Origin of the sequence: Mesorhizobium sp. AR02, assembly GCF_024746835.1 — a bacterium.
GTDB lineage: Bacteria > Pseudomonadota > Alphaproteobacteria > Rhizobiales > Rhizobiaceae > Mesorhizobium.
Genome location: NZ_CP080530.1, coordinates 409,677 through 432,571, shown reverse-complemented (window position 1 = coordinate 432,571; position 22,895 = coordinate 409,677). Strand labels below are relative to the sequence as shown.

The following is a 22,895-nucleotide window of genomic DNA, read 5'->3' as shown; positions in this document are numbered from 1 at the left end:
GGCAAAGCTGCTAGCATTAGGAGTTCGGAGCTCCGGCAATTCATGTCAGTCTCACCCACGTTGTCGAAGGCCGCCGAGCGTTTTCTAGAAACCAATTAGACCGGCTGCACGTGTCGCCGGAACCACCCCTCCAAAATAAGGGCAAAGCAAGCCAGGGAAATAACCGCAAGCCAAAAATATGAAGGCTCTGCGTCAGTGCATGGATATGAGTGGAAATACGCGCCACGTAACAGCTGCATGCCATGACTCAAGGGGTTCCAAAGAACATATTTTCTATATACCTCTGGGAATTGCTCAGTAACGTAAAACACCGAAGAAAAAATCTGCAGAGAACGTTCCACGGCGCCAGTTAGTCGCGAAAAAAATGGCCACACCCCGATAATAACACCGAATATAAAACCAATACTCACACCACATAGCCACATACCAACAAAGTAGAAAAAGGCGGTAAGAACGTCGTCTGGCAATGATATCACACCAAGATAGCGGCCGATCCCGAAGAGAAGCGCAATTGAAACTATGTAAACTATCAAGTACAGTATTGCTGTGGTTATACCTTGGTGGAAAGGGGAAACCATCGGCAGATTTAACATTACACGGTTGTGCGCGATTTGCCCGCTAACGCGAAAGATTGTCATGCGGCAGGCCACCCACGTTCCTGATCCAAGCAGAGCAAATGTAGGAACGTCCATGTTGAGGATGTAGTTAGTTCCAACCAATAAATAGACAGAGCTAATAATTCCCAACATGATCATCGGTTGAATCAATAGCCAGATAAAAGCAAATGGACCGTCCCCGTTGATAGTGTGGAAATTATGGATGAATAGCGCCCATATTATTTTTATCGATTGTACATTATGTTTTTTGGCGTCGTTTCCGGTACCCGCTAGTCTTATATTGAAGTGAGTAATGTCCTCTATGTATTGCACTGTTTCTGATTGACTTTGTATTAGGGCGGCGTAGTCACCGTCCTTCTTTGCTCTAAGCGCCTCTCGCTCTGCACGTATCGCCGTTAACTCGCGACGTGCCTGGATGTTAACTTTAGCCTGTTCGTTCTTTTGAACGAGCGCGTCCAATTCCGCGGGTTGGTATCCCGCGCGCCAAACATCTACACCGGCTCGAATGTCTTGCTCTAACAGACGGATCGTCTGTCTTAGTATCCTAAGTTCGATATCCTGCAGCTCACTGTCGAGCGGAGCGCGCATATTTCCCATGGCGATCTTAAGTTGCTCTTGAGCTTTATCATAGATCTCGCGCCGTTCGCCCATTTTTATATTCGGGTCACGTGCCAGAATTCGAAGTATTATCCTCAAATATGGGACTCTTCTTGATGATGTGCCGCCGACCGTAGATTCCATTCCTCATCCTCAACCAGCCAGGTGGTCACCAACTGAGCCTTATCGTCGGAGCCTGCGTTTCACGAGCGCCGCAGCTAGTGCGATCTCGTGTCGGAGCCTCGACGCCGGCCCTATTTGGAGCGCCGACTGAGGGGGATCGGTGGCAATCGCCTTTTCGGGCCGGCGACGAGGGTCAGTAAGGCATGATCGCTCCGACCGAGCCAATTCGGCCAACGCGTCAGCGGGCATCAATGCCGGGAGGGGCCCAAGTTGGCGGCGACGCCCGAGGGAGATGAAAGTCTCTCAAAATTGCTGAAGCATGGAGCGTTCATCATCGGAATGCGCTGCTGCCGAAATACGCCTGATACCAGTCCACAAACCGGCCGACGCCCTCGGGCACGGACGTGCCCGGGCGGTAGCCGACGGCCTGCTCCAGCGCCGAGGTGTCGGCGAAGGTATCGGGCACGTCGCCAGCCTGTAGTGGCAACAGTTCGACAATCGCCCTTCTGCCCAGCGCAGCTTCCAGCGCCATAACATAGTCGGTGAGCTTAACCGGATTGTTGTTGCCGATGTTGAAAACGCGCCAGGGTGCATTGCTGGTGGACGAGTCCGGATTGGAGGAATCCCACGCATCATTGGGTGTGGCTGGCCGGTCGCTCGCGCGCACCACGCCTTCGGCGATATCCTCGACAAAGGTGAAGTCGCGCGTGTGGTTGCCATTGTTGAACAGTTTAATCGGCAGTCCGGCCAGGATGTTCCTGGTGAACAGGAACAGCGCCATATCGGGTCGACCCCAAGGACCATAGACCGTGAAAAAGCGCAGGCCTGTGGTCGGCAGCCGGAACAGATGGCTGTAGCTGTGCGCCATGAGCTCGTTGGCACGCTTGGTGGCAGCGTAGAACTGCAAGGGGTGATCGGCTGGCCTATGCTCGGAAAACGGCATGTTTGTGTTGGCACCATAAACGCTGGACGTGCTGGCATAGGTCAAATGCGCAACGCTAGCATGGCGGCATGCCTCGATGATGTTGGTGAAAGCAATGATGTTGCTCTCAACATAGGCATGCGGATTCTCTAAACTAAAGCGCACGCCTGCCTGCGCGGCAAGATGGATGACGCGGTGGAATTTGTGCCCGGCAAAGCAGGATTCGACGGCGGCGCGATCGGCCAGGTTGGCGCGGATGAAATGGAAGCCGGAATTGTTCGTCTTGTTGAATTCCTGAAGGAGTTTCAGGCGCCCTTCCTTGATGCCTGGGTCGTAATAGGCGTTGACGCTGTCAATGCCAACGACCTCGTCGCCTCGCTCCAGCAATCGCCTAGCGACATGATAGCCGATGAAGCCGGCCGCGCCGGTGACCAGAACCTTCATCAGAAACGACCATCCGTATGTTCCTTAGGGAAGATGCCTTTAATATCGTAGATAACTCCGGGATTGTTGCGCAACTCCTTCAGGCCAACAATGCCAAGCGTCTGGAACTCTCTGTGCCCGACCGCCACGACGATTCCGTCATAGCGGCCCTCGGGCCTGCTCCTCGTGCTGGGAAGGCCTAGTTCAGAGGCGCATTCTGCCGGACAAACCCAAGGGTCCCAGATATCTATTACAGCATTGTATTCTTGAAGCCGACTGACGATGTCGGCGACCTTGGAATTACGCAGATCTGGGCAGTTTTCCTTGAAGGCCGCGCCCATAACCAAGATCCTGCTGCCGACGACCGATATGCCCTTGCGCATCATCAGACGCGCGGCTTGGTCCGCCGCATGTTGCCCCATGCCGTCATTGATGCGGCGTCCGGCCAGGATTACCTCGGGGTGGTAGCCAAGCTCTTGCGCCTTGTGCGTGAGATAGTAGGGGTCAACGCCTATGCAATGGCCGCCAACCAGGCCGGGCGTGAAGCGCAGGAAATTCCATTTGGTACCGGCGGCGGCCAACACCTCGGATGTGTCAATTCCCAGCCTGCCGAAGATCAGCGAAAGCTCATTCATTAGCGCGATGTTGAGATCGCGCTGCGTGTTCTCGATGACCTTGGCGGCTTCCGCCACGGCGATTCTGCCGACCAGATGTGTCCCTGCAGACACTATCGAAGCATAAAGCGCATCTATGGCGTTGGCTGCTTCCGGAGTCGAACCGCTTGTCACCTTCACGATCGTTTGCAGGCGGTGTTCGCGATCGCCTGGATTGACGCGTTCGGGGCTGTATCCCAAAAAGAAATCCTTGTTGAAACGCAGGCCTGAGGCTTTCTCTATCAAGGGCGCGCAGACCTCCTCGGTACATCCGGGATAGACTGTCGATTCAAAGACAACGACCGCGCCCGGCGAGATCGCTTCGCCCACCGTCTTCGACGCGGCAACAAGCGGTGCCAGATCGGGGCGATTGGCCTTGTCTATGGGGGTCGGCACGGTGACGATGAAGATCCCGCACGATTTGAGTTCCGTCCTGTCGGTAGTGAAAACCAAGCCTGTAGCGGCAGATATCTCGGCTCCGTCGGTCTCGAGCGTGGAATCCTCGCCGCGCCTTAGGGCGGCAATCCGCGCCTCGCTTATGTCGAAGCCTATAACGGGCCGCCTCACGCCAAAGGCGACGGCGAGTGGAAGCCCGACGTAGCCGAGCCCGATAATCGCTATCTTCTTATCATCCAGATTCACCTGTCCCGGCTCCGTCTCTTTACCTGTTCATGTTCAGAATTATCGGACGTAGCCAAACCACAGCTACCGCACTTCCGGGTGAAACCGGAAGTTTTCACATGCAGTCGTGAGATTGCGCGACGAGAACGAACGCCCTCTGATTACGCAATTCCGGCAAGATCCCTGGACTCCAGATCGACAGGGATTTCGCCATTCATGATAGAAACCAGAACCCGGGCCCGCCCTGTAGGGTCAAGCCGATCAAGGCGACCTATCAACTCGGCAAAAGGACCCGATACAATTCGAACCGAAGATCCCGGCAAAAGGCCACCGCTGAAATCAAGCAGGCCATCTTTGCCGGTCAATGCAATGAACCGCTCGACTAAGCCAAAAGGGACCGGAAGCGGCCTATCCCCTTGCGTGATCAAAGAGCGGATACCGATAGTCCCGTTGACAGAGCGCCAGCGTTGCTGAGTGACATCGAAGGCAACAAACATGTACCCGGGAAAATATGCCGCTGTTCGTTTTGAGAGCCGCCGGGCGTGGCGAACTGTTCTCTCCCCCAGTGGCACGAATGAAGCAAAACCCTGCCGGCGAAGATGTTGTTCAGCTATGGACTCCTTACCCTGAAGTACGCCGGCCACATACCAACGGACACCAAGGACGGCGCGTGCCTTCTCATGCTCGCGGTTGACGCCGGCTTCCGTCATCGGCAGCGGCACTTCAAACACGGCCATGGTCTCAGCTGTTCTATTCATGTTGGTGGTATGCTCACCCGTTGACCAATATACGCCGTCGCAAGCGTGAGCCTCTCGAAAGGGTTTCGCTTGCGTTGATCATAAATCTTCGCAAGCGGCACAATATCCAACAACTGGTCACCCAGTTCTCTCCCTGCTCTCGAAAGTACTCACCTGCAACCAACTTGGTGGATTTAGACAAAAATCCAATGCACGAAGACAAGCATAATTTTACGGGGTTCCACCGGCTTCCCGCCTCATTGAAGATCTCATTCGCTGGCATAAGAGAACGTCATGGACATAGAGATCAGCATATCAGGCATTCCACATACTGTTGCGACTTTCTGGATGGCAATACTTAATCGTTCGGGATTCATGTAAGCGTACATGAGTCCCATATTGACGGTATAACCAATTTTTATTAGTGGCAGCTAATATTGTATCGTGAGACCCATAGCCATCCTCACGTTTATCCTTCCACCATTCGCCGCTATGCTATCATTCTTGATCGCGCCGGGGTTATGGCAATCGAAATTTGCCAAGTCAAGCTTGTTTCTAACAAGAGAATATGTGATTTGTTCGCCACCTAAATTGCCGCCATGGCCTTACTGTTATCGGCAAAAAGCAATCGAGAAAGAGGAGAGTATTCCGATTGCGTTTTCGGAGTTGAATTACTCATTTTTTCGATTCCTGGACAGGCGGGCAAAAGGGGTTATTGGTGATGATTGAATCGATTGAAACGACATTGGAAATGTGGGCGGCGTCACTGCGCGAGGTGAAATCGCGGATTAGGCGTCTTTTCCCTCAGGAACGCGTGGCGATTTCGGCCGGACTGTTCCTTGAAGGCCTACTCCTAGACGAGCACCGCAAGACTGGCGGGATGCGCGTCGAGGCTGCGGGAGACCCAGGGCCGTGGCGTCTGCAGGCCATTCTCGGAAGGGCAAAATGGGACGCAGACGCCTTACGCGACATAGTGCGCAAATACGCGCTTGAAACGCTGGCGGACAACGAAGCGGTCCTCGTGATCGATGAGACGGGTTTCATCAAGCAAGGCAACACTTCGTGCGGAGTAGCGCGGCAGGTCGACGGCTCGACGGGCAGGATGGCCAACTGCCAGATCGGCATGTTCGCGGGCTATGCATCCAGGCACGGGCATGCTTTCGTTGATCGCGCGCTGTATCTTCCAAGGGCCTGGACGGATGACCCTACCCGCTTGGCGCGGGCCTACGCGCCTGCCGGCACAACTTTCGCAACAAAGTCCCGCCTGGCATTGAATATGATCGCACGCAACGTGGCTGCCGATGTACCGCTAAGCTGGGTGGCTGCTGACCGCATCTATGGCAGCGTCGAAATCGAAATGGCCCTGCGACGCTGGTGCAAGGGCTATGTGCTCGGCGTTAGCGCTAACCACCATTTTGCTTCCCGAAATAGCGTGCTCCCTGCAGAGGGAGCGGCCGAAGATATCGCAGGGAACCTCGATCCCTCCTTGTGGCGGAATTTCGACCCAGGAGAGGGCCCGGAGGACTCTGGATCCCAGCAATGGGCTTACTGTCCGTTCTCTGACTTGGATGTGGCGGAATACGACAGAACGCGTTCTGGGCTCTGGACTCCGGGGCTCTTGATCCGACGCAATGCGAACCAGGCCCTCTCCTACTTTTCAACATGGTCTCCAGCGGGAACCCAGACCGAAACACTGATCGCAGTGCAGCAATGTTGCGGGATTATCGAGGAAGGCCTTCGCACTGCAAAGAGAGAACTGGGCCTTGACCATAACATAACCCGTTCTTGGCACGGATGGCATCGCCACGTCTCGCTGGTCATGCTGGCATTCACGATGATGTCAACGGTTCGTCACAAGGCAAGCCACGAGCGCCACGAAGCGGTCGGAAGGCTCACTCTGACCAGTCGCCGGTTCGAACGCCTACCGAGGAGCTCCGAGAAGCCGAAACCGGCATCGCTCGGCGCCGCGGCCACCATCGCACGACAAGATCAATCCGGCGAACGTCGCCGCAAGCCCTTCCGGAGGAACTTGCCGGTCGAAAAGCAATAAAAAAGGGGGTCTCAACCGTGACATTATCCATGAAAAAGACCTCCCCCGCCGTATTTCGGATCGATTTCGAAAGGACCGGATTCGCCTGGATCGACAGAAATGAAGAGATGGTCATGCGACAAAATGCCGTAATCGGTGTGCCCCAGTTCACGAGAACGACCTGGCCCAGGGCGAAGCTACTAAACGCTCGCAGAGTCGGGGCGGCGGTAGCTGTCGCGCGGCGGGTCCCACAGATAACCCACGAAATGGGTGATCTTGGCGCCCGAAGCCTTGTCGGCCTCGCCATCCCACGGTCCGGGCTCGAGGCAAGCGCCCAGATACGTGTTCATCGAGCGCGCAGTCGGAGAGTCGCCCTTGAGTGGTTTGGTGTCGAAAGCGACGCCCTGGGCATGGATGTCGTGTGCACAGATTTCGCCGAGCACATCGTTGGAGACCTTGCCGAAGCTGGCGACGTCTGCCGCCGCGTTACCGGCGCTGCCGCGGGAGGCTTTGATCGCCGGGCCCAAGCGGCTGTAGAGCAGTTCGGCGCGCTCCGTGTCGATCAGGTTCATCGCTCCCTTGATGATGCCGTTGGTCTCGAGGAATTCCTCGTCCGACTGGGCGATGACGTCGACAATGGCATTGCTGATGCAAGGCACGTCATAATCCGGCATCAATGTCTCCGCCAAAAACCAGCGGGCTTACCCCGCCGGCCAGGAATGGGTCTAGCGATTCGTTGCGTTCTCGCTCACGAAAGATGCGGTCCATGGAGGTCTTTCGTTTCGGAATTTTGGTAATTGGTCCGAGCGAGGAAAGCAGGTCGATGGAAAGTTTCAAGGTCGAAGAGATGGACGGCACGAAGATCATCCGTAGCGTGTCTGTCGAGGCACAGAGCCATGTTCACGCAGTGGTGAAAGCGATCCCGCGACCGCTCAAGCCTGGTCGAGTACCCGGTAGGCCGTGGATACGCGTTACCGACTCTAATCGTATGTCCAGAGAGTTTTCCAGCGGAGACTAGACCGAGCCATGTTGCTCCCCTCGCTCATGAGCTTATCGATATTGTTGCTATTGTCCTGTGGAATGCTGACGCTTGGAGGAATGCGCGGTTACGATTTGTTCGACGATGGGAAATCGGGCCGAAGCGGAGATCAGACGTGTGTGTTCTGGATCGTCGTAACAGTCTTCGCGATAGGATTCGCCACTTGGTGGAGGGTCTAGTATCCTCAGAACGTAGCAGTCATTTTACTTTTTCGAATGATATACCATCCAATTGGAGCAATATTCTCTGACCTCTTGCCGCCGAATGGAAAAGATGAGACGGTAGGCAATGAGATTGGGCAAACGGAACCTTTTTGGGCAGGGGCTTGGAGGGAAATATGTATTTGCCAAGGTTTTTAGTTAGCGCGACAGTTGTATTGGCAGTTCTTCTGATTTGGACATATTATGTGACCGGATCGTGCTGGTACTCATTGATTTGGACTGCACTCGGCGCTTTGGTGCTGCAACTTGGATACTTTCTGGCTGTTGGTTTCCTCATTTTTCGCAGCGGCGCGGCAAAACTCGAACAATTATCTGCAAGAGACGAAGAACGCGTCAACCTATTTGACGGGACGGGATCGTTGTTCCATTAAATTGAAAATCCGATGTCACACCTGATCTTCCGGGGGATCCAATCGATCCAGGAGTTACGATCATGCGCAACTACGTGCTCGGAGTGAGCCTGCTTGGGCTGACCGCCTTGGCCGGTCTGGCGGCGGTACAGGCCGCAGCGCCGCAGGCCATCAATGTCACGCGGCCCAATGCACCACCGACGCCACCGGTCTCGATGGCCGTCGAGCCGCGTGCGAAAGCCAGGTGCAGAGGATCACGGCCCCGCACGGCTATGTACTTGCCAAGGAGACGGCAAAGGGCGGCCTGATCTCTGGCAACGACTCGGAATAGGAATGTCGCGTCCGGTTCACCGACAATATCGAGGTGATCCTCGGCCTGCCGCAGCCACGGAGTATCGAATTGCAGGTGCATGCCCGTTCGCCGAGTGGCCACGCTTCTGCAACGCGGCGCGATCGCCGCTTCAGCCAGCAGCCTTTGGATGTGATTTCCCCCTGGCGGAATCGGCCCCTCCCGACGAAAGCCTGACCTTTGCCAGTCTTCTACGGGCAAGCGTTCGCGCCAGAAGTTCAAAGCCGCGTCCGTAACATTCAACAATGAAAGCCAGCGTCATGAGATCGAGCAGAAAGTCGTCGATCGCATGTGTGAGCGCGTCGGACCTTTGTTCAAGCTGAAGCAGCAAGGCGCGCGCCTCTTCGATCACGGCCCGGCAATCGTCTGCGTCTATCAGTGAATCGATCCTGTCAAAGATCTGCAAGCGTCCTCGCTCTCCCCAAGCCACACTCAGCGCATTGAGGGACACTTGCCCCAAATGAGCATTGGAGACGAACAGCGTTTCCCTCGGGTGGCAAAGAAAGGCATCCGATACTTTATCGTCTACATAATTGATAGACATACTGCTACCATCAAGATAATCTCAATCGGGCGACGCGTTTATGTCAAATGGCCGTGATGGCCGCAGCTGTGCCCGGCCTATCGGTCGAAATAGTGCCGGCGAGTCGATTTATGACTCGCATAGGCTGTGCTGGAGTGCGCGTGCGATGATGGCGGCGCGGGCGAACTGGAGAGGAATGTCGCAATGTCGATCGACGAGCTTTGCAATCGGCGTGGCATAGGCGGTCAGCAGACGAGCGTCGTCCCGCCTTTTTCGAACGAACATCTGGCGGCGTGATCGGGTTGGAGTTAGCAACCGCACTCGATGGACGCTTCCTTCCCCAACGTTACCAACCACGGCTGTCGCATTTGGCACATTTTTGTGTAGCCGCCAAAAGCCGAAAATCGCCACGACGCGTGGTGTTGACGGGCCGACAATTATCGTACAAATACCGAATTAAATCGGTTCAGCCGCCTAGCGGCAAAGCTCTGCCCAACCACTTCGGGGACCATGGACGATCGCGCAATAGGCATCAGGAAAGGCAAGGCCGCGGTTGAGGCCAACGACGTCAAAGCCGACCTGATCGCCGTCGTTGTGGCAATGAACGGTGGGGGACCTTGTGTTCTCACCGTTGGACAGGAAGCCGCGCTGCCCTCGGGGCCATTCGAGCTTGCTCATCGTTCGCCGCAGTCGGGCCTCAGGGGATGGGTGGAACAACAGACAGGCCAGCCGCTCGGTTATATCGAACAGCTCTACACCTTCGCCGATCGCGACCGGATCGGCGGTGAACAGCGCGTGATTTCGATCAGCTACCTCGCGCTCACCCATCCAGACAAAGCTGGCGGCTCGGACGGGCGCCACTGGGGAAGCTGGTACGACTATTTCCCCTGGGAGGATCACCGCTCCGGCACACGCGCGGTCGTGGACGAATTGCGGCTGCGCCTCATCGAATGGGCAGACGGCGCTGACGACGGCGCGACGCGCCTCGACCGGCGACGGCGGGCGGCGATCGCCTTCGGCTTCGACGACCGCCATTGGAACGAGGAACTCACGCTTCAACGCTATGAGATGCTCTACGAAGCCGCCCTGGTGGAGGAAGCGATACGCAGCGGACATTCGGCGGCGCCTACCTCGGTATCTGGCAAATCCATGATCGCCGATCACCGCCGCATCCTGGCAACGGCTATGGCGCGGCTGCGCTCCAAGATCAAATACCGGCCGGTCGTGTTCGAGCTGATGCCGCCGCTCTTCACACTTCTGCAGCTGCAGCGAACCGTGGAGGCGCTCTCCGGCAGGCTCATCAACAAGCCAAACTTCCGCCGGCTCATCGAGCAGCAGGACCTCGTTGAGAAGACCGGTGAGACGACGGCGGAAACCGGCGGCCGGCCCGCGCGCCTCTACCGCTTCCGCCACGACATTCTCGATGAGAGGCCCGTGGCTGGGACAAAATTGCCGCTTGCGCGGGCTTGACATCGCTTATAGTCACAACGAATATATAGGTCACTTATATTCGTGTAGACTATAACTGGAGGCTCGATGAGCGCCGTCCTGCCTTCGGGCGCGTCCCTGTACGACCGCGTGCGGCGCGTTATCCCCGCGATCGAATGGCCGGTATTTGCCAGCGATATCGATGCTATCCTTGCGCTGAAGCGGCAGCGAAATGCCGTCATCCTGGCGCACAACTACCAGACGCCGGAGATCTTCCATTGCGTCGCAGATATCGTCGGCGACAGCCTGGCGCTTGCCCGCAAGGCGATGTCGACCGAAGCGGATGTCATTGTGCTGGCCGGGGTGCATTTCATGGCCGAGACGGCAAAGCTGCTCAATCCGCAAAAGACGGTGCTCATTCCTGATTTGCGCGCAGGCTGTTCGCTGGCGGACTCGATTACCGCCGAGGACATCCGGCTGCTGCGGCAACGCTATCCGGGCGTGCCTGTCGTCACCTACGTCAACACGTCGGCCGAGGTCAAAGCCGAGTCCGACATCTGCTGCACGTCAGGCAATGCGAAAGCCGTCGTGGAATCGCTTGGTGTTCCCAGGGTGATCATGCTGCCGGATGAGTATCTGGCCCAGAACATCGCCGCCCAGACCGACGTCGAAATCATCGCCTGGAAAGGGCATTGCGAAGTCCATGAGCGCTTTACGCCGGCCGACATCCGCCAGCTGCGCGAGGACCATCCCGGTGTGATCGTGCTGGCGCATCCCGAGTGCCCGCCCGAAGTGGTCGCTGAAGCGGACTTCTCCGGTTCTACCGCCGCCATGTCCGATTATGTCGGGCTGCAAAAGCCGCCGCGCGTCGTGCTGCTGACGGAATGCTCGATGAGCGACAATGTGGCGCTGCAGCATCCGGAGCTCGAGTTCATCCGGCCCTGTAATTTGTGCCCGCACATGAAGCGGATAACGCTCGCCAACATCCGTTCGGCGCTGGAGCAGAACCGCCATGTCGTGACCATCGAGCCGGAGATCGCCGGGCGCGCGCGACTTGCCGTCGAGCGGATGCTCGCCGTATGAGTGCGGATGTCCGCAGCTTCTTTGGCCGGCCAATCATCATTGGCGGCGGCATTGCGGGATTATTGACCGCGCTTCATCTGGCGCCAGAACCCGTGCTTGTTTTGTCGAGGACGCCGCTCGGATCTGAAGCATCGAGCGCGTGGGCACAGGGCGGGCTGGCTGCCAGTCTTGGCGTTGACGACGATCCGGCGCTGCACCTCGCCGATACGCTCGCCGCCGGGGATGGGCTGTGCGACGCAGACATCGCAAGCCGCATTCTCCATGCGGCTCCTAACGCGATTGAGGCCCTGGAAAACCTTGGGGTCCGCTTCGATCGGACGCCTGAAGGAGCACTGCGCCTTGGCTTGGAAGCCGCGCACGGCCGCCGGCGCATCGTTCATGCCGGCGGCCACGGCAGCGGACAGGAAATCATGCGCGCGCTGGTCGCCGCCGTACGAAACGCTCCGTCGATTGTGGTCGTCGAGGGTGTGGAGGCGCGGCGGCTGGCGGTCGAGGACAATACGGTCCGGGGCGTTTGGGCAAGCTGTTCGATGAGCCCTGTGTTCCTGGGTACGGGACGGGTCGTCCTCGCGACCGGCGGGATTGGCGGCCTGTTCCGCGACTCGACAAACCCGCTCGGCAGCTGCGGGCAAGGCCTAGCACTTGCAGCCCGCGCGGGCTGTCCTTGCCGACCTGGAATTCATCCAGTTCCATCCGACCGCGGAACTCGCGCCACGCGACGTGGTGGCGCGCGCCATCGGGACCCATCTTTCGAACGGCCACCGGGCCTTTCTCGATGGACGACAAAAGCCCGGCCCGACATTTGCGCGGCAGTTTCCGACGATTGCATCAACCTGCCGGCGCGCCGGCATCGACCCGGAGCGCGACCTCATTCCGATACGGCCGGCCCAGCACTATCACATGGGCGGCATAGCGGTGGATCGGGAGGGACGCTCCTCCGTTGCCGGACTGTGGGCTTGCGGCGAAGTCGCCTCGACTGGACTGCACGGCGCCAACAGGCTTGCCAGCAACTCGCTGACCGAAGCTGTGGTGTGCGCGCGCTGGGTCGCCGAAAGCGTGGCGGGATCTGCGATCGGCGTCAGAACACGATCGATGGCACGCGAAATTCCGGCGCCCGATTCAGTCTCCTTGCGCCCTCTCCTGACACGCACCCTTGGCGTGAAGCGTGATGGCGAGATGTTGCGGGAGGCCGTTCGGACATTGCTTCCGCTTGCCAGACGCCACAATGCGGCGTCCGATCCCGCCGCAGTGGGACTGATGATCGCGGTTGCCGCCTTGCTGCGCGAGGAAAGCCGCGGCGCTCACTACCGCACGGACTTTCCCGATCGTGCTGCCATCGCTCGCCGCTCCAGGCTCAGGCTTGATGAAGCCTTAGCTACAGCCGACGAACTCGCATGTTCGTCAACGCTTGAAGAGGTCGAGCCATGAACCTCTCGCCGCTTCCCGCAATCATGCTCGAGCCCCTGGTCCGGGCAGCGCTTCTGGAAGATCTCGGCTGGGCCCGTGATCTGACGACCGACGCCATCGTTCCGAAGGACCTTCGGGCAACGACCGTGCTTTCGGCACGACAGAGTGGAGTTGTCGCGGGGCTCGATCTGGCGATGCTCGCTTTCAGGCTGATCGATGAGAGGATCGAGAGTACGCTTGAGTGCCCGGACGGCAGCGAGGTGGCGCAAGGACAGACCATAGCGTCGGTGAGCGGGCCGGCCCGAGCCATTCTCACCGCCGAACGCACCGCGCTTAATTTCCTCAGCCATCTGAGCGGTATCGCCACAGCGACGGCATCGATCGTCGCTGCGGTTCGGGGACATGGCGCAAAGATTGTCTGCACTCGCAAGACGACGCCCGGATTGCGGGCGTTGGAAAAATACGCCGTGCGCGCTGGTGGCGGCGCCAATCACCGTTTCGGCCTCGACGACGCGATCCTGATCAAGGACAACCACATCGCAATCGCTGGCGGAATCCGCCCGGCCATCGAACGAGCGCGTGCGAGTGTCGGCCATCTCGTCAAGATCGAGGTCGAAGTCGATACCTTGGCCCAGCTGGAAGATGTCCTGGCTCTCCCCCCGACGCTGTGCTGCTCGACAACATGTCGGTCGACGAATTGCGCCATGCGGTATCGATGGTCGCCGGTCGATGCATCACCGAAGCATCGGGCAGTATCACCGCCGCCACGGCGCCAGCCATCGCCGCGACCCGAGTCGATCTGATCTCCATCGGCTGGCTAACTCACAGCGCGCCGATCCTCGATATCGGTCTCGACTATTGGGGCTCATGATCGACTGACAAACGGACGGCAGCGGGCCGATAAGCCTTCCAGTCGCCGTCAATCCGCCAGCAAAGAAGCCGTAACGCCGGAACCCAGGGAACAGGACAGGGATGCACGCATCGAATTCGACGAAGACACTGCCACAGGCGCAATGCAACGATGGCGGGATGTGGACCCTGGAGAAGGCTCGGGCTGTTCACGACGCGCCCTTCAACAATCTCCTCTTCCTCGCGCAAACCGTGCACCGCGAGAATTTCGATCCCAACAAGGTCCAGCTGAGCCGTCTTCTCAGCATCAAGACAGGCGGCTGCGTGGAGGATTGCGGCTATTGCAGCCAGTCGGCGCACCACGAAACGGGCCTTAAAGCGTCGAAGCTGACGGAGGTCAGGCGCGTCATCGCCGAGGCGACCAAGGCGCGTGAAGCCGGCGCCACCCGTTATTGCATGGGAGCCGCCTGGCGAAACCCCAAGGCGCGCGACATGGATGCAGTGGTGGCGATGGTCGAAGGCGTCAAGGCACTGGGCATGGAAACCTGCATGACCCTTGGCATGCTCGATCGTGAGCAGACCGCTCGTCTGAAACAAGCGGGTCTCGACTATTACAACCACAACATCGATACGTCGGAACGCTACTACAGCGAGATCATCAGCACGCGCAGCTTTGCCGATCGGCTGGAGACGCTCGAGCAGGTTCGCCAATCCGGCATCAAGGTTTGCTGTGGCGGCATTGTCGGCATGGGCGAAGAGCCGGTGGACCGGATCGATATGCTGGTGACGCTGGCCAATCTGCCGGAACATCCGCAAAGCGTTCCGATCAACATGCTGATCCCGATTGCCGGCACTCCGCTGGCCGACGCCAAGCCGATCGACCCGATCGAATTCGTGCGCGTGATCGCGCTGGCGCGCATAATGATGCCGAAATCGCATGTCCGTCTTTCCGCCGGCCGCACCGCCATGACCGACGAAATGCAGGCACTGTGCTTTTTCGCCGGCGCCAATCTCATATTCGTTGGGGACACGCTGCTGACGGCAGAGAATCCCGGCGAGGACAAGGATCTTTTGCTCTTCCGGCGCCTCGGCATCGAGCCGATGGAACGCGAGGCGCAATGAACGGGACACTACTTGCCCGCTATGACGCGACCTTGCAGGGACTGGCGCGCAAGGATCGCCTGCGGACGCTTGCGCCACGCGCCGGGCTCGACTTCTCGTCGAACGACTATCTCGGACTTGCCGCCTCCAGGAGACTGGGCGATGCGGTTGCAGCAGCCATTGCGCGGGGCACGCCGGTTGGCGCGACCGGGTCGCGGCTGTTGTGAGGCAATGCATCAGAGCATGTCCACGAACCCGACATTTCCGCCATGGTCGACACGATCGTCGATGTGATGGGCAAGGCATGACCCAACGCATCGTCATCACCGGAACCGACACCGGAATTGGCAAGACCGTGTTTGCGGCTGGCCTCGCCGGTTTGCTCGACGGTTTCTACTGGAAGCCGGTGCAATCGGGCCTCGACGGCGAGACCGACAGCGAGGTGGTCGCGCGGCTTGCCGGCTTGCCCTCGGAGCGCGTGCTGCCGGAAGCCTACCGCTTGAAGAGCCCGCTGTCGCCGCATCGTTCGGCCGAGATCGACGGCGTCGCGATCAAGGCTGCCGATCTGACTTTTCCCGTCCTGCCGACGCCGCTCGTCATCGAGGGCGCGGGCGGGCTGATGGTGCCGCTCAACCGGCGCACAAGGTTCATCGACATCTTCGCTGAGTGGCGGCTGCCAGTTATTTTGTGTGCCCGCACCACGCTCGGCACCATCAACCACACGCTGCTGTCGATCGAGGCCCTCCGCGCCCGCTCCATCCCGCTGGCCGGCATCGCTTTCATCGGCGATGAGATGGCCGATACGCAACGGACCATCGTGGAAATGGGCGGGGTGCCGCAGCTCGGCCGGCTGCCCTATCTCGATCCGCTGACAGACAAAACGCTGCGAGACGCAATGATTGCCGGCTTCGCCTTCGCCTCGTGCACGGGAGATCACTGATGTCGCATATCTGGCATCCCTTTACCCAGCACGCGCTCGAGCCGGCGATTCCTGAAATCGTCCTGACGGAGGGCGCCTATCTCCACAAGGCCGACGGTACGCGCATCCTGGACGCCATTTCGTCCTGGTGGGTCGTCACGCATGGCCACCGCCATCCCCGCATCATGAAGGCCATCGAGACGACCGCGTCGAGCCTCGACCAGATCATCTTCGCAGGTTTCACCCACGAGCCGGCCGAACGCCTGGCCAAGGCGCTTGTCGGTCTCGCTCCATCGGGCCTCGACTGGGTGTTCTATTCCGACAGCGGCTCGACCTCAGTCGAAGTCGCGCTGAAGATGGCGCTCGGCTATTTCCGCAACATCGGCGCACCGCGCTCGCGCATCGTCGTCATGGAGCACAGCTATCATGGCGACACGATCGGCACGATGAGCGTCGGTGCCCGCGGCGTGTTCAACGCCGCCTACGAGCCCTTGCTGTTCGAAGTCGACACCCTCCCCTTCCCGGCCGCCGGGCGCGAGCAGGAAACGCTGGATCGGTTCGAGGCAGTTGCCCGCGACCGGCGCGCCGCCGCGCTGATCGTCGAACCGCTCGTGCTTGGCGCCGGCGGCATGCTGATGTATCCGGCCTCGGTTCTGACCGAATTGAAGAAGATCGCCAAAACCTCCGGCACGCTGCTGATCGCCGACGAGGTGATGACCGGCTGGGGGCGCACTGGAACCATGTTCGCCTGCGAGCAGGCATCCCTCTCTCCGGACATCCTGTGCACCTCGAAGGGCCTGACCGGTGGCGTGATCCCGCTCGCCGCAACGCTCGCCACGGATGCCATCTTCCAGGCTCATTATTCGACGGACCGGACGAAGACGCTTTTCCACTCGAGTTCCTACACCGCCAATCCGATGGCCTGCGCGGCAGCACTTGCCAATGTCGAGATCTGGCGCGACGAGCCGGTGGCCGAGCGCATTGCGGCCTTGAGCGCGATGCAGGCCACCGGGCTTCGACGCTTTCGCGACAACCCTTTCTTCACCGACAGCCGGGCGACCGGCACGATAGCGGCGCTCGACCTGCACGCCGGCTCTGCCGGTTATCTGGCCGAGATCGGTCCGAAGCTGCGCGCGTTCTTCCTCAACCAGGGATTCCTTGTGCGCCCGCTTGGCAATGTCCTCTACCTTCTGCCGCCCTATTGCATCACCGGCGAGGAGCTCGACGGGCTCTATGACGCGATCGAGGTGGCCGGCGAACGCTTCGGCTCAAAGCCATGAGCAGGTCGTCGCGCATTCTCGGGTTCGGTCATCACGCGCCTGGGCGAAAAGTCGAGAACCCGGAAATCGAAAGCCGTCTCGGGCTCGAACCGGGCTGGATCGAGCGACGCACCGGGATACGGTCACGCTTCTGGGCAAACGACGAGGACACGTTGTCGGGCCTTGCCGCGCATGCCGGCGACATGGCGCTGGCGAATGCCGGCATCGAGCGGAGCGACATCGGGCTGCTGTTGCTTGCCACCTCGACACCCGATCACCTCCTGCCGCCCAGCGCGCCGCTCGTAGCTCATCGTCTGGGTCTCGGCCGTGCAGGCGCGGTCGACCTCGCTGGTGCTTGCGCCGGCTTCATCTATGCGCTGATGTTCGCGGACGGATTCACCCGCCTGCATGGCAAATCGGCCCTTGTCATCGCCGCCAACATCCTCAGCCGTCGCATCAATCCCGCTGAGCGTGCCAGCGCCGTGCTGTTTGCCGATGCCGCCGGCGCCCTGGTGATTGGCCCCTGCGAGGACCCCGATCGCGGCATCCTCGGCGCCTCGGTGGATTCCGATGGCTCGCGCTACGGGCTGATCCAGATTCCTGCTGGAGGAAGCAACAAGCCGTTCCACGGCGACCTCGACCTCGAGCAGACTCGAATGACGATCACCGACGGCCGTGAAGTGTTCGCCAAGGCGGTCGAGATGATGACTGCCTGCTCGCAGGACGCGCTCACTGCTGCCCGAATGCGGCCGCAGGACATCGACCGATTCGTGCCGCATCAGGCCAATGCCCGCATTTTCGATGCTGTTGGGAGAAACCTCGGCATAGCAGATCATGCGATCGTCAAGACGATCGTCGACTACGGCAACTCTTCCGCCGCGACGATCCCACTGTCGCTGTCGCTGGCCAACCAAGCGGAGCCGTTCCGGCAGGGCGAGAAGATCCTTCTGGCGGCAGCGGGTGCGGGTCTCAGCGGCGGGGCCCTCATCGTCGGAATTTAGCCGAATAACTGGCTGCTCCGAGGGCGGCAGGACTGATCATTCATGACGGATAGGACAACAGACCAATGCGAAAAATAGTCGCCGGCAAGCTGCACGGCATCTACGTCACCGAAGCGAACCTCGATTACCATGGTTCGATAACGCTCGACCCAGACCACTGCGAAGAAGCAGGGATCCTGCCCATGGAGTTCGTGGAGATTTGGAACAAGAATTCCGGGGCGCGGATTTCGACCTATGTCATCCTCGGCGAGCGCGGCTCACGATGCTGTATTCTAAACGGAGCAGCTGCCCGCACTTGCCAGCCCGGCGACCAGATCATTGTCTGCAACTCCATCTATCTGGACGAAGCGCACATTACCTCTCTGAAGCCGCGGATCGTTACGTTCGACCAGGATAACAACATACTCGACCGCCTGAGTTACTCCGTCGATCTTGACCCAGACGGCCGTTACAGCTTCTCGATCCTTGACGAGGCGGATGAGGCTTTGGCCATACCTGCCTTGGTCTCCGGGGCGTGACACCCGCCGCACATGTGAGAAAGTCTCTCCGTCCCGTTCCAGCTTGCCCAGCGCTGAAGAGAGGACCTAAGCCTCACGGATCGCGCAATGTCGGCATCTCCACGGTTGAGCCAACAGCCACGCGGCTCGATTCCCTGTCTGAAGTCAGTTGCGACGGCCGCTTGCAAATTCCTGCTGCTTTTTCCAGCGCCGCGGCCGGGTCCTTGACGACCTGGCTTTTCATGATCTTTGCCGCCGTGTCGATCAAGCCGGTCCCATAGTCGTCTTCCGCATCGCCAGCGGTGCCAACCATCATCGTAAATATGGCCAGCCGAACGGCAGCAAACAGCGTTGAAATGGCCCTTCGGCGATGTGTTTCTTCTGCCGGCGCCAAAGTCTCACCAGCCATCCAAGGTCTCCCCAAATCCGGTGCAGATGTCAGCTTTCGTCAATCGGTGGCTTGCTAGCAAGGCCGAGCCTGGCTCGTTGGTCATCGGCGAAATTCTCGGCGGGAGACTGGGTCTTGAACCTATGAACTGTCAGTTTGCCGTCCTCGACAATATGAACGGCCCATCCCCCACCGCAACGCTTGACGCGCACGTCATTTGGCTCGCCAGCCACCATCGCTGCCCCTCATTTTCGTCTCCCTTGACCTAGACTGGAAGTCGTTCCCCACACAGCGACCAACACGAGAGATTACGTAACGTCAAGCGCGGATTTTGTGATAGCTGACGCCTTGCCGATTTGACGGCGAAGAGAATTTGGGCCCGGAACGTCCGACCGCGCGGCATCTTGCGCTCGTATCGATTTAGATGCCCAGATCTTGAATGTTAATGCAGACTTAACTACCCGCAGCCAATGTGATTGAGGACGCGTATTCAGTCCGAGTAGCGCTGCAAAAACCCGCCGCTCGTGCCCAAGAGTGGCGGGTTTTTCGGCTGTGAAACGCTGGCGCGGAGAAGGCGGTGCAATCTAATCGCTGCGCCGCAAACAGGTCGCGACCGGCGGGCAGCAGGACATCGTCGGCAAGACGTGGTTTTTACAGCAGCGCGTCACCATCGCCCTGGTTTTGCCGATGCGTCGCTATTGACCACGGTGCAGGACGAGCATGGCAAAAGTCTTGCCGGGGGTTTATTGCTTTCAACAGCAACCGTCACTATGTAGCGACACTTCGCCAGCTGTCTTTCAAGCCACCCGGAGAGTTCCATGACAGAAGAAGCCGACAAAAACATCGACGTCCTCATCGAGCTCACCGCCGATGTCGTCTCAGCCTATGTCTCCAACAATCCGGTCCCGGTAGGTGAACTCCCTGCCCTGATCGGCCAAGTGCACACAGCACTGAAAGGCACGGCCGGCAGCGTCTCCGCAAAAGAGCCGGTGGTCCTTGACCCTGCAGTCCCGATCAAGAAGTCGGTGACCCCGGACTACATCATCTGCCTTGAGGACGGAAAGAAATTCAAATCGCTAAAGCGCCATTTGTCGACCGACTATGGGCTGACGCCGGACGAATATCGCGCCAAATGGGGTCTATCGGGAGATTATCCGATGGTCGCGCCGAATTACGCCGCTGCGCGCTCGGCGTTGGCTAAGACGATGGGGCTCGGCCGCAAACCGAAAGAGCCGGAAACGGAGCCGGCGAAGACCCGCAAGAAAGCCGCCGCCTGACTTTATCTCTCGAGGTTCGTTGTGGCGCGCGCAACAGACAAAGTCTGCGCGGAATATGAAAAGGCGGGGAACCAACCCCGCCTTCCCTTTCAAACAGCTTGGTTTCCCCAGGATTCGCGCCGGCTTGCAGCAATCTCCTGCTCCAGCGTTCCGGTCGAGCCTTGTTCTCGCCCGCTTCTTATTGGGCGGCCATCAGTCAGTCCTCGCCGTACCGCGTCCATCCGGCGGTTGCCAGCAGGCAGGAGAAAATTAGCCAGCTTTGCTGAGGCTGCCAGCTGAGGACTTGCCCGTGCGGCGGTCCTGTTCGACTTCATAGTTGAAATTCTGACCATCAGCGAGGGTCGAAAGGCCAGCTCTTTCAACGGCGGAAATGTGGACGAAAACATCCTGACTGCCATTGTCGGGTTGGATAAATCCAAATCCCTTGGTGCTGTTGAACCACTTCACGGTTCCGGTCGCCATATGTGTGTTCCTTTGTAACAATTGCAACGTGGGCAGGCCGTTAGGCCAGTCCCGATTCATAACCGAAAATCTGGAGTTAGGCGCAGCAAAAACGAAAAATTTGCAAGGCCGGTTTGATCGGCCGGCAGCAACTCGCGCGCTTCATCATGACCCTATCATCGTCCTGCGTTTCCGCCGCTCACATAGCCCAAAACAACCGCGGGATCTGAAGCCTAGCAGAGCCATGTCTATGGCTATGATCTCCTCCGAGGACAGCCGTCCGGCGCATTGGCCGCAACACATAGTCCTGCAGGTGACCGTAAACCTTTGCAATTAGGATGCGCCAGGGTCTCGGGTCACGGCAGGTTTCTTGGTCCGAAGGTGATGCCAGGGTGGTTCGGATCGATCCCGCCGGAGCCCGTCGCGTCCCGCGTTCAACGTGAGCAGTTTGAGGGCGGGGACGAAGCCGGGTCTCACTGCCGAGAGGCTGCTGCTGGCCGCCGTTCGCGCGCCTGCTGCCTCATCGCCGCCGCGCCATCTGCCAAGAACGTTTTCGATAGCCGGTGAAATTGACGAGTTGGACGCCAGGCACACTTGCAACCGGACATGATTTCTCCGCTGCTTGGCCGGCAAGGTAGGAAGCGGCGCTCAGCCGGTTAGAAAAGGGCGAAGTGACCTGAGCTCCGAAGCTTCGCTAGCAGGATGATGGCCGTTCCGCAGGGGTCAACCTTCGCTTGCTCACGCAGCGGAGACGCATCCCAGGCAGCCAACTCTGCCACCAAAAGGGCGGTGTCGCCGTTTACCGATGCGCATCTAAGTTGTCCATTCTTCTCCATCACGATTATTGCCGTGCCGGTCACGCCATATCCAATCGCAGCTATGCGCTGAACGCAGATATCGCCGTCGACACGGACATCGAAAAGAACCGATCCAGCGGTTTTCTCCGCAGCGTCAGCCACACGATCACAGAACGGCCGATGCAGGCCTTCGATATTGCCGAGTGACTGCTCAAACAATGCCAATTCAACATGCTCCGCCACCATGGCTGCGAAAATGCGCGCCGGCTGGCTCAATGGACAATAGGCCAGGGCTGACTATCCACACACCAACCGCGCTCCCGATGCCTACATCGCAACTGCGCTTGACCGGCGCTACTTCGCTTGTCCGCGGCATGCCCAAAGCCGTTGCAGCGCTCCTCAAACAGATTGCGCAGGCATCAGAGCCGAAGATGGCCGATAGGACGGACGACCTTCTGATATCACTTCGTTCGTCCGCCCAAGCGCCGCCGCCCTTTTCCCAAGAACCTCTTTGTCTTCGCTAAAATAGCCAAAGTTAAATTTCGAGCGTTTCGGCTTGCCGGAAATTAGGGTCTCGGCGGATAAATCTGGATGGCTTTTTGGGTGGGTGCTGGCAGGAAGACTGATGCGGGGGCGTGGATGGATCAAGGCATTGCGTCAGGACGACGCTCAGCAGGTGCGTGCGCGCATTGCGGAACTGGAGCGCGACCTCATGGCGACCACACCACAAGGGCGCCATCGACGTTTCGAAGCCGGACATGAACTCCGCAATGCGAAGTTCCGCCTCGAATGCCTGGAGGAATGCATCGCCGGAATATCGGAGAGAGGTGCGCGTTAGCGGAAGCTTCGCCGCTCTCAACCTGCCCTGGTGCGACTGGTCGGAGGGGAAGCCAATTGCAGCCTGCAACCATGTTCTCTCTGCTCGTCATCGGCACTCTGGCCTATGTCGTCTACCGCTGTACAAAGAAGTTGGTCGAGGACGTGCCCGATACTATCGCCCGCAGGCTGCTGCCTCAGAGCCGCCGCGCCGTCTGCCTGGAACGTTTTGCCCTTGACGAGTTGGACGCCAAGCATGCTTGCATGGCCCGACTTGAACAGTTGGAGGTGAACGGATGGCGAACGCTGTCCGTTAAGCTATTGAATTCACTCGCCTCGAGTTTTCGGCGCGAAAATTTGTGGTAACAACATTTGATCTGCTAGCCGCATGTCGTATGGATTTTATGGCATTTATTCGCTAACAACGC

Annotated in this window: 22 protein-coding genes and 4 pseudogenes; 15 read left to right on the top strand and 11 right to left on the bottom strand. The window is 58.9% G+C overall.

All coding sequences use genetic code 11. The features are described from left to right. Positions 1–95: 95 nt before the first annotated feature. From DBIPINDM_RS01885 to nusG, 4 genes are all read right to left on the bottom strand, one after another. Entirely contained in the window at positions 96–1,358 is a 1,263-nt protein-coding gene (locus tag DBIPINDM_RS01885; protein ID WP_258581170.1) for an ABC transporter permease, read from the bottom strand. Between the two features lie 310 nt (positions 1,359–1,668). Next, a complete protein-coding gene (locus DBIPINDM_RS01880; RefSeq protein WP_258581169.1) occupies positions 1,669–2,703 on the bottom strand; it encodes an NAD-dependent epimerase in 1,035 nt (344 codons plus the stop codon). Further along, positions 2,703–3,977 (bottom strand): nucleotide sugar dehydrogenase, encoded by a 1,275-nt coding sequence (locus tag DBIPINDM_RS01875; protein WP_258581168.1) that lies wholly within the window; start codon positions 3,975–3,977, stop codon positions 2,703–2,705. The genes DBIPINDM_RS01880 and DBIPINDM_RS01875 overlap by 1 nt, the downstream gene beginning before the upstream one ends. A gap of 140 nt (positions 3,978–4,117) precedes the next feature. Continuing rightward, on the bottom strand, positions 4,118–4,693 hold the full coding sequence (nusG, locus tag DBIPINDM_RS01870; RefSeq protein WP_258581167.1) for a transcription termination/antitermination protein NusG: 576 nt from the start codon (positions 4,691–4,693) through the stop codon (positions 4,118–4,120). Positions 4,694–5,414: 721 nt separating this feature from the next. On the opposite strand from nusG, the gene DBIPINDM_RS01865 reads away from it, so the two are divergent. Continuing rightward, a complete protein-coding gene (locus DBIPINDM_RS01865; protein WP_258581166.1) occupies positions 5,415–6,743 on the top strand; it encodes an IS701 family transposase in 1,329 nt (442 codons plus the stop codon). Between the two features lie 215 nt (positions 6,744–6,958). Here DBIPINDM_RS01865 and DBIPINDM_RS01860 read toward each other — a convergent pair. Beyond that, positions 6,959–7,396 (bottom strand): annotated as a pseudogene (locus DBIPINDM_RS01860) (adenosine kinase); the annotation flags it as partial. Continuing rightward, positions 7,383–7,589, bottom strand: coding sequence for a hypothetical protein (locus DBIPINDM_RS01855; protein WP_258581165.1), 207 nt, complete (start codon positions 7,587–7,589; stop codon positions 7,383–7,385). The gene DBIPINDM_RS01855 and the pseudogene DBIPINDM_RS01860, both read right to left, overlap by 14 nt. A 509-nt stretch (positions 7,590–8,098) precedes the next feature. Between DBIPINDM_RS01855 and DBIPINDM_RS01850 the strand changes: the two genes are divergently transcribed. Then, positions 8,099–8,353: an exopolysaccharide production repressor protein gene (locus DBIPINDM_RS01850; RefSeq protein ID WP_258581164.1), complete on the top strand. Its 255-nt coding sequence runs from the start codon at positions 8,099–8,101 to the stop codon at positions 8,351–8,353. A 70-nt stretch (positions 8,354–8,423) separates the two neighbouring features. Here DBIPINDM_RS01850 and DBIPINDM_RS01845 read toward each other — a convergent pair whose 3' ends face one another. Together DBIPINDM_RS01845 and DBIPINDM_RS01840 are read right to left on the bottom strand one after the other, a co-directional pair. Then, a complete protein-coding gene (locus DBIPINDM_RS01845) occupies positions 8,424–8,744 on the bottom strand; it encodes a hypothetical protein (protein WP_258581163.1) in 321 nt (106 codons plus the stop codon). 49 nt (positions 8,745–8,793) lie between these two features. Next, complete coding sequence (locus tag DBIPINDM_RS01840) at positions 8,794–9,225, bottom strand: hypothetical protein (RefSeq protein ID WP_258581162.1); 432 nt, start codon at positions 9,223–9,225, stop codon at positions 8,794–8,796. Positions 9,226–9,714: 489 nt separating this feature from the next. Here DBIPINDM_RS01840 and DBIPINDM_RS01835 point away from each other — a divergent pair, with 489 nt between their 5' ends. From DBIPINDM_RS01835 to panD, 10 genes and pseudogenes are all read left to right on the top strand, one after another. After that, positions 9,715–10,674 (top strand): NUDIX hydrolase, encoded by a 960-nt coding sequence (locus DBIPINDM_RS01835; RefSeq protein ID WP_258581161.1) that lies wholly within the window; start codon positions 9,715–9,717, stop codon positions 10,672–10,674. A 66-nt stretch (positions 10,675–10,740) separates the two neighbouring features. Continuing rightward, complete coding sequence (gene nadA / locus DBIPINDM_RS01830) at positions 10,741–11,715, top strand: quinolinate synthase NadA (protein ID WP_258581160.1); 975 nt, start codon at positions 10,741–10,743, stop codon at positions 11,713–11,715. Next, a pseudogene (locus tag DBIPINDM_RS01825) lies at positions 11,712–13,143 on the top strand (L-aspartate oxidase). The gene nadA and the pseudogene DBIPINDM_RS01825 overlap by 4 nt, the downstream one beginning before the upstream one ends. Continuing rightward, positions 13,140–13,993, top strand: a pseudogene (gene nadC / locus DBIPINDM_RS01820) (carboxylating nicotinate-nucleotide diphosphorylase). The pseudogenes DBIPINDM_RS01825 and nadC overlap by 4 nt, the downstream one beginning before the upstream one ends. Before the next feature lie 158 nt (positions 13,994–14,151). Then, complete coding sequence (gene bioB / locus DBIPINDM_RS01815) at positions 14,152–15,093, top strand: biotin synthase BioB (RefSeq protein ID WP_258581243.1); 942 nt, start codon at positions 14,152–14,154, stop codon at positions 15,091–15,093. Beyond that, a pseudogene (locus DBIPINDM_RS01810) lies at positions 15,090–15,296 on the top strand (8-amino-7-oxononanoate synthase); the annotation flags it as partial. The gene bioB and the pseudogene DBIPINDM_RS01810, both read left to right, overlap by 4 nt. A gap of 80 nt (positions 15,297–15,376) precedes the next feature. After that, a complete protein-coding gene (gene bioD, locus DBIPINDM_RS01805) occupies positions 15,377–16,012 on the top strand; it encodes a dethiobiotin synthase (RefSeq protein WP_258581159.1) in 636 nt (211 codons plus the stop codon). Next, complete coding sequence (locus DBIPINDM_RS01800; RefSeq protein WP_258581158.1) at positions 16,012–17,271, top strand: adenosylmethionine--8-amino-7-oxononanoate transaminase; 1,260 nt, start codon at positions 16,012–16,014, stop codon at positions 17,269–17,271. Before bioD ends, DBIPINDM_RS01800 begins: the two co-directional genes overlap by 1 nt. Then, complete coding sequence (locus DBIPINDM_RS01795; protein WP_258581157.1) at positions 17,268–18,251, top strand: beta-ketoacyl-ACP synthase III; 984 nt, start codon at positions 17,268–17,270, stop codon at positions 18,249–18,251. The genes DBIPINDM_RS01800 and DBIPINDM_RS01795 overlap by 4 nt, the downstream gene beginning before the upstream one ends. A 65-nt stretch (positions 18,252–18,316) precedes the next feature. Further along, entirely contained in the window at positions 18,317–18,769 is a 453-nt protein-coding gene (gene panD, locus DBIPINDM_RS01790; RefSeq protein ID WP_258581156.1) for an aspartate 1-decarboxylase, read from the top strand. A gap of 73 nt (positions 18,770–18,842) precedes the next feature. Here panD and DBIPINDM_RS01785 read toward each other — a convergent pair whose 3' ends face one another. After that, positions 18,843–19,157, bottom strand: a complete 315-nt coding sequence (locus DBIPINDM_RS01785; RefSeq protein WP_258581155.1) for a hypothetical protein — start codon at positions 19,155–19,157, stop codon at positions 18,843–18,845. 797 nt (positions 19,158–19,954) lie between these two features. Here DBIPINDM_RS01785 and DBIPINDM_RS01780 point away from each other — a divergent pair. Next, positions 19,955–20,413, top strand: coding sequence for a MucR family transcriptional regulator (locus DBIPINDM_RS01780; protein WP_258581154.1), 459 nt, complete (start codon positions 19,955–19,957; stop codon positions 20,411–20,413). Between the two features lie 249 nt (positions 20,414–20,662). Here DBIPINDM_RS01780 and DBIPINDM_RS01775 read toward each other — a convergent pair whose 3' ends face one another. Both DBIPINDM_RS01775 and DBIPINDM_RS01770 read right to left on the bottom strand, forming a co-directional pair. After that, the gene (locus DBIPINDM_RS01775) at positions 20,663–20,875 is read right to left on the bottom strand and encodes a cold-shock protein (protein WP_258581153.1); all 213 of its coding nucleotides are present in this window, start codon (positions 20,873–20,875) and stop codon (positions 20,663–20,665) included. Between the two features lie 635 nt (positions 20,876–21,510). After that, a complete protein-coding gene (locus tag DBIPINDM_RS01770; protein WP_416361699.1) occupies positions 21,511–21,897 on the bottom strand; it encodes a hypothetical protein in 387 nt (128 codons plus the stop codon). 406 nt (positions 21,898–22,303) lie between these two features. Here DBIPINDM_RS01770 and DBIPINDM_RS01765 point away from each other — a divergent pair, with 406 nt between their 5' ends. Both DBIPINDM_RS01765 and DBIPINDM_RS01760 read left to right on the top strand, forming a co-directional pair. Continuing rightward, positions 22,304–22,489: a hypothetical protein gene (locus tag DBIPINDM_RS01765; RefSeq protein WP_258581151.1), complete on the top strand. Its 186-nt coding sequence runs from the start codon at positions 22,304–22,306 to the stop codon at positions 22,487–22,489. Between the two features lie 56 nt (positions 22,490–22,545). Beyond that, positions 22,546–22,833, top strand: a complete 288-nt coding sequence (locus DBIPINDM_RS01760) for a hypothetical protein (RefSeq protein ID WP_258581150.1) — start codon at positions 22,546–22,548, stop codon at positions 22,831–22,833. Positions 22,834–22,895: the final 62 nt, after the last annotated feature.

What these genes read in the sequence shown, in the direction of transcription:
- DBIPINDM_RS01800 (WP_258581158.1), top strand. Translation starts at nt 16,012, where the DNA reads ATGTCGCATATCTGGCATCCCTTTACCCAGCACGCGCTCGAGCCGGCG.
- DBIPINDM_RS01775 (WP_258581153.1), bottom strand. Translation starts at nt 20,875, where the DNA reads ATGGCGACCGGAACCGTGAAGTGGTTCAACAGCACCAAGGGATTTGGA.
- DBIPINDM_RS01855 (WP_258581165.1), bottom strand. Translation starts at nt 7,589, where the DNA reads ATGATCTTCGTGCCGTCCATCTCTTCGACCTTGAAACTTTCCATCGAC.
- bioD (WP_258581159.1), top strand. Translation starts at nt 15,377, where the DNA reads ATGACCCAACGCATCGTCATCACCGGAACCGACACCGGAATTGGCAAG.
- panD (WP_258581156.1), top strand. Translation starts at nt 18,317, where the DNA reads ATGCGAAAAATAGTCGCCGGCAAGCTGCACGGCATCTACGTCACCGAA.
- DBIPINDM_RS01780 (WP_258581154.1), top strand. Translation starts at nt 19,955, where the DNA reads ATGACAGAAGAAGCCGACAAAAACATCGACGTCCTCATCGAGCTCACC.
- DBIPINDM_RS01885 (WP_258581170.1), bottom strand. Translation starts at nt 1,358, where the DNA reads ATGGAATCTACGGTCGGCGGCACATCATCAAGAAGAGTCCCATATTTG.
- DBIPINDM_RS01840 (WP_258581162.1), bottom strand. Translation starts at nt 9,225, where the DNA reads ATGTCTATCAATTATGTAGACGATAAAGTATCGGATGCCTTTCTTTGC.
- DBIPINDM_RS01835 (WP_258581161.1), top strand. Translation starts at nt 9,715, where the DNA reads ATGGACGATCGCGCAATAGGCATCAGGAAAGGCAAGGCCGCGGTTGAG.
- nadA (WP_258581160.1), top strand. Translation starts at nt 10,741, where the DNA reads ATGAGCGCCGTCCTGCCTTCGGGCGCGTCCCTGTACGACCGCGTGCGG.
- DBIPINDM_RS01770 (WP_416361699.1), bottom strand. Translation starts at nt 21,897, where the DNA reads ATGGTGGCGGAGCATGTTGAATTGGCATTGTTTGAGCAGTCACTCGGC.
- DBIPINDM_RS01785 (WP_258581155.1), bottom strand. Translation starts at nt 19,157, where the DNA reads ATGGCTGGTGAGACTTTGGCGCCGGCAGAAGAAACACATCGCCGAAGG.
- bioB (WP_258581243.1), top strand. Translation starts at nt 14,152, where the DNA reads ATGTGGACCCTGGAGAAGGCTCGGGCTGTTCACGACGCGCCCTTCAAC.
- DBIPINDM_RS01795 (WP_258581157.1), top strand. Translation starts at nt 17,268, where the DNA reads ATGAGCAGGTCGTCGCGCATTCTCGGGTTCGGTCATCACGCGCCTGGG.
- DBIPINDM_RS01865 (WP_258581166.1), top strand. Translation starts at nt 5,415, where the DNA reads ATGATTGAATCGATTGAAACGACATTGGAAATGTGGGCGGCGTCACTG.
- DBIPINDM_RS01845 (WP_258581163.1), bottom strand. Translation starts at nt 8,744, where the DNA reads ATGCACCTGCAATTCGATACTCCGTGGCTGCGGCAGGCCGAGGATCAC.
- DBIPINDM_RS01880 (WP_258581169.1), bottom strand. Translation starts at nt 2,703, where the DNA reads ATGAAGGTTCTGGTCACCGGCGCGGCCGGCTTCATCGGCTATCATGTC.
- nusG (WP_258581167.1), bottom strand. Translation starts at nt 4,693, where the DNA reads ATGGCCGTGTTTGAAGTGCCGCTGCCGATGACGGAAGCCGGCGTCAAC.
- DBIPINDM_RS01850 (WP_258581164.1), top strand. Translation starts at nt 8,099, where the DNA reads ATGTATTTGCCAAGGTTTTTAGTTAGCGCGACAGTTGTATTGGCAGTT.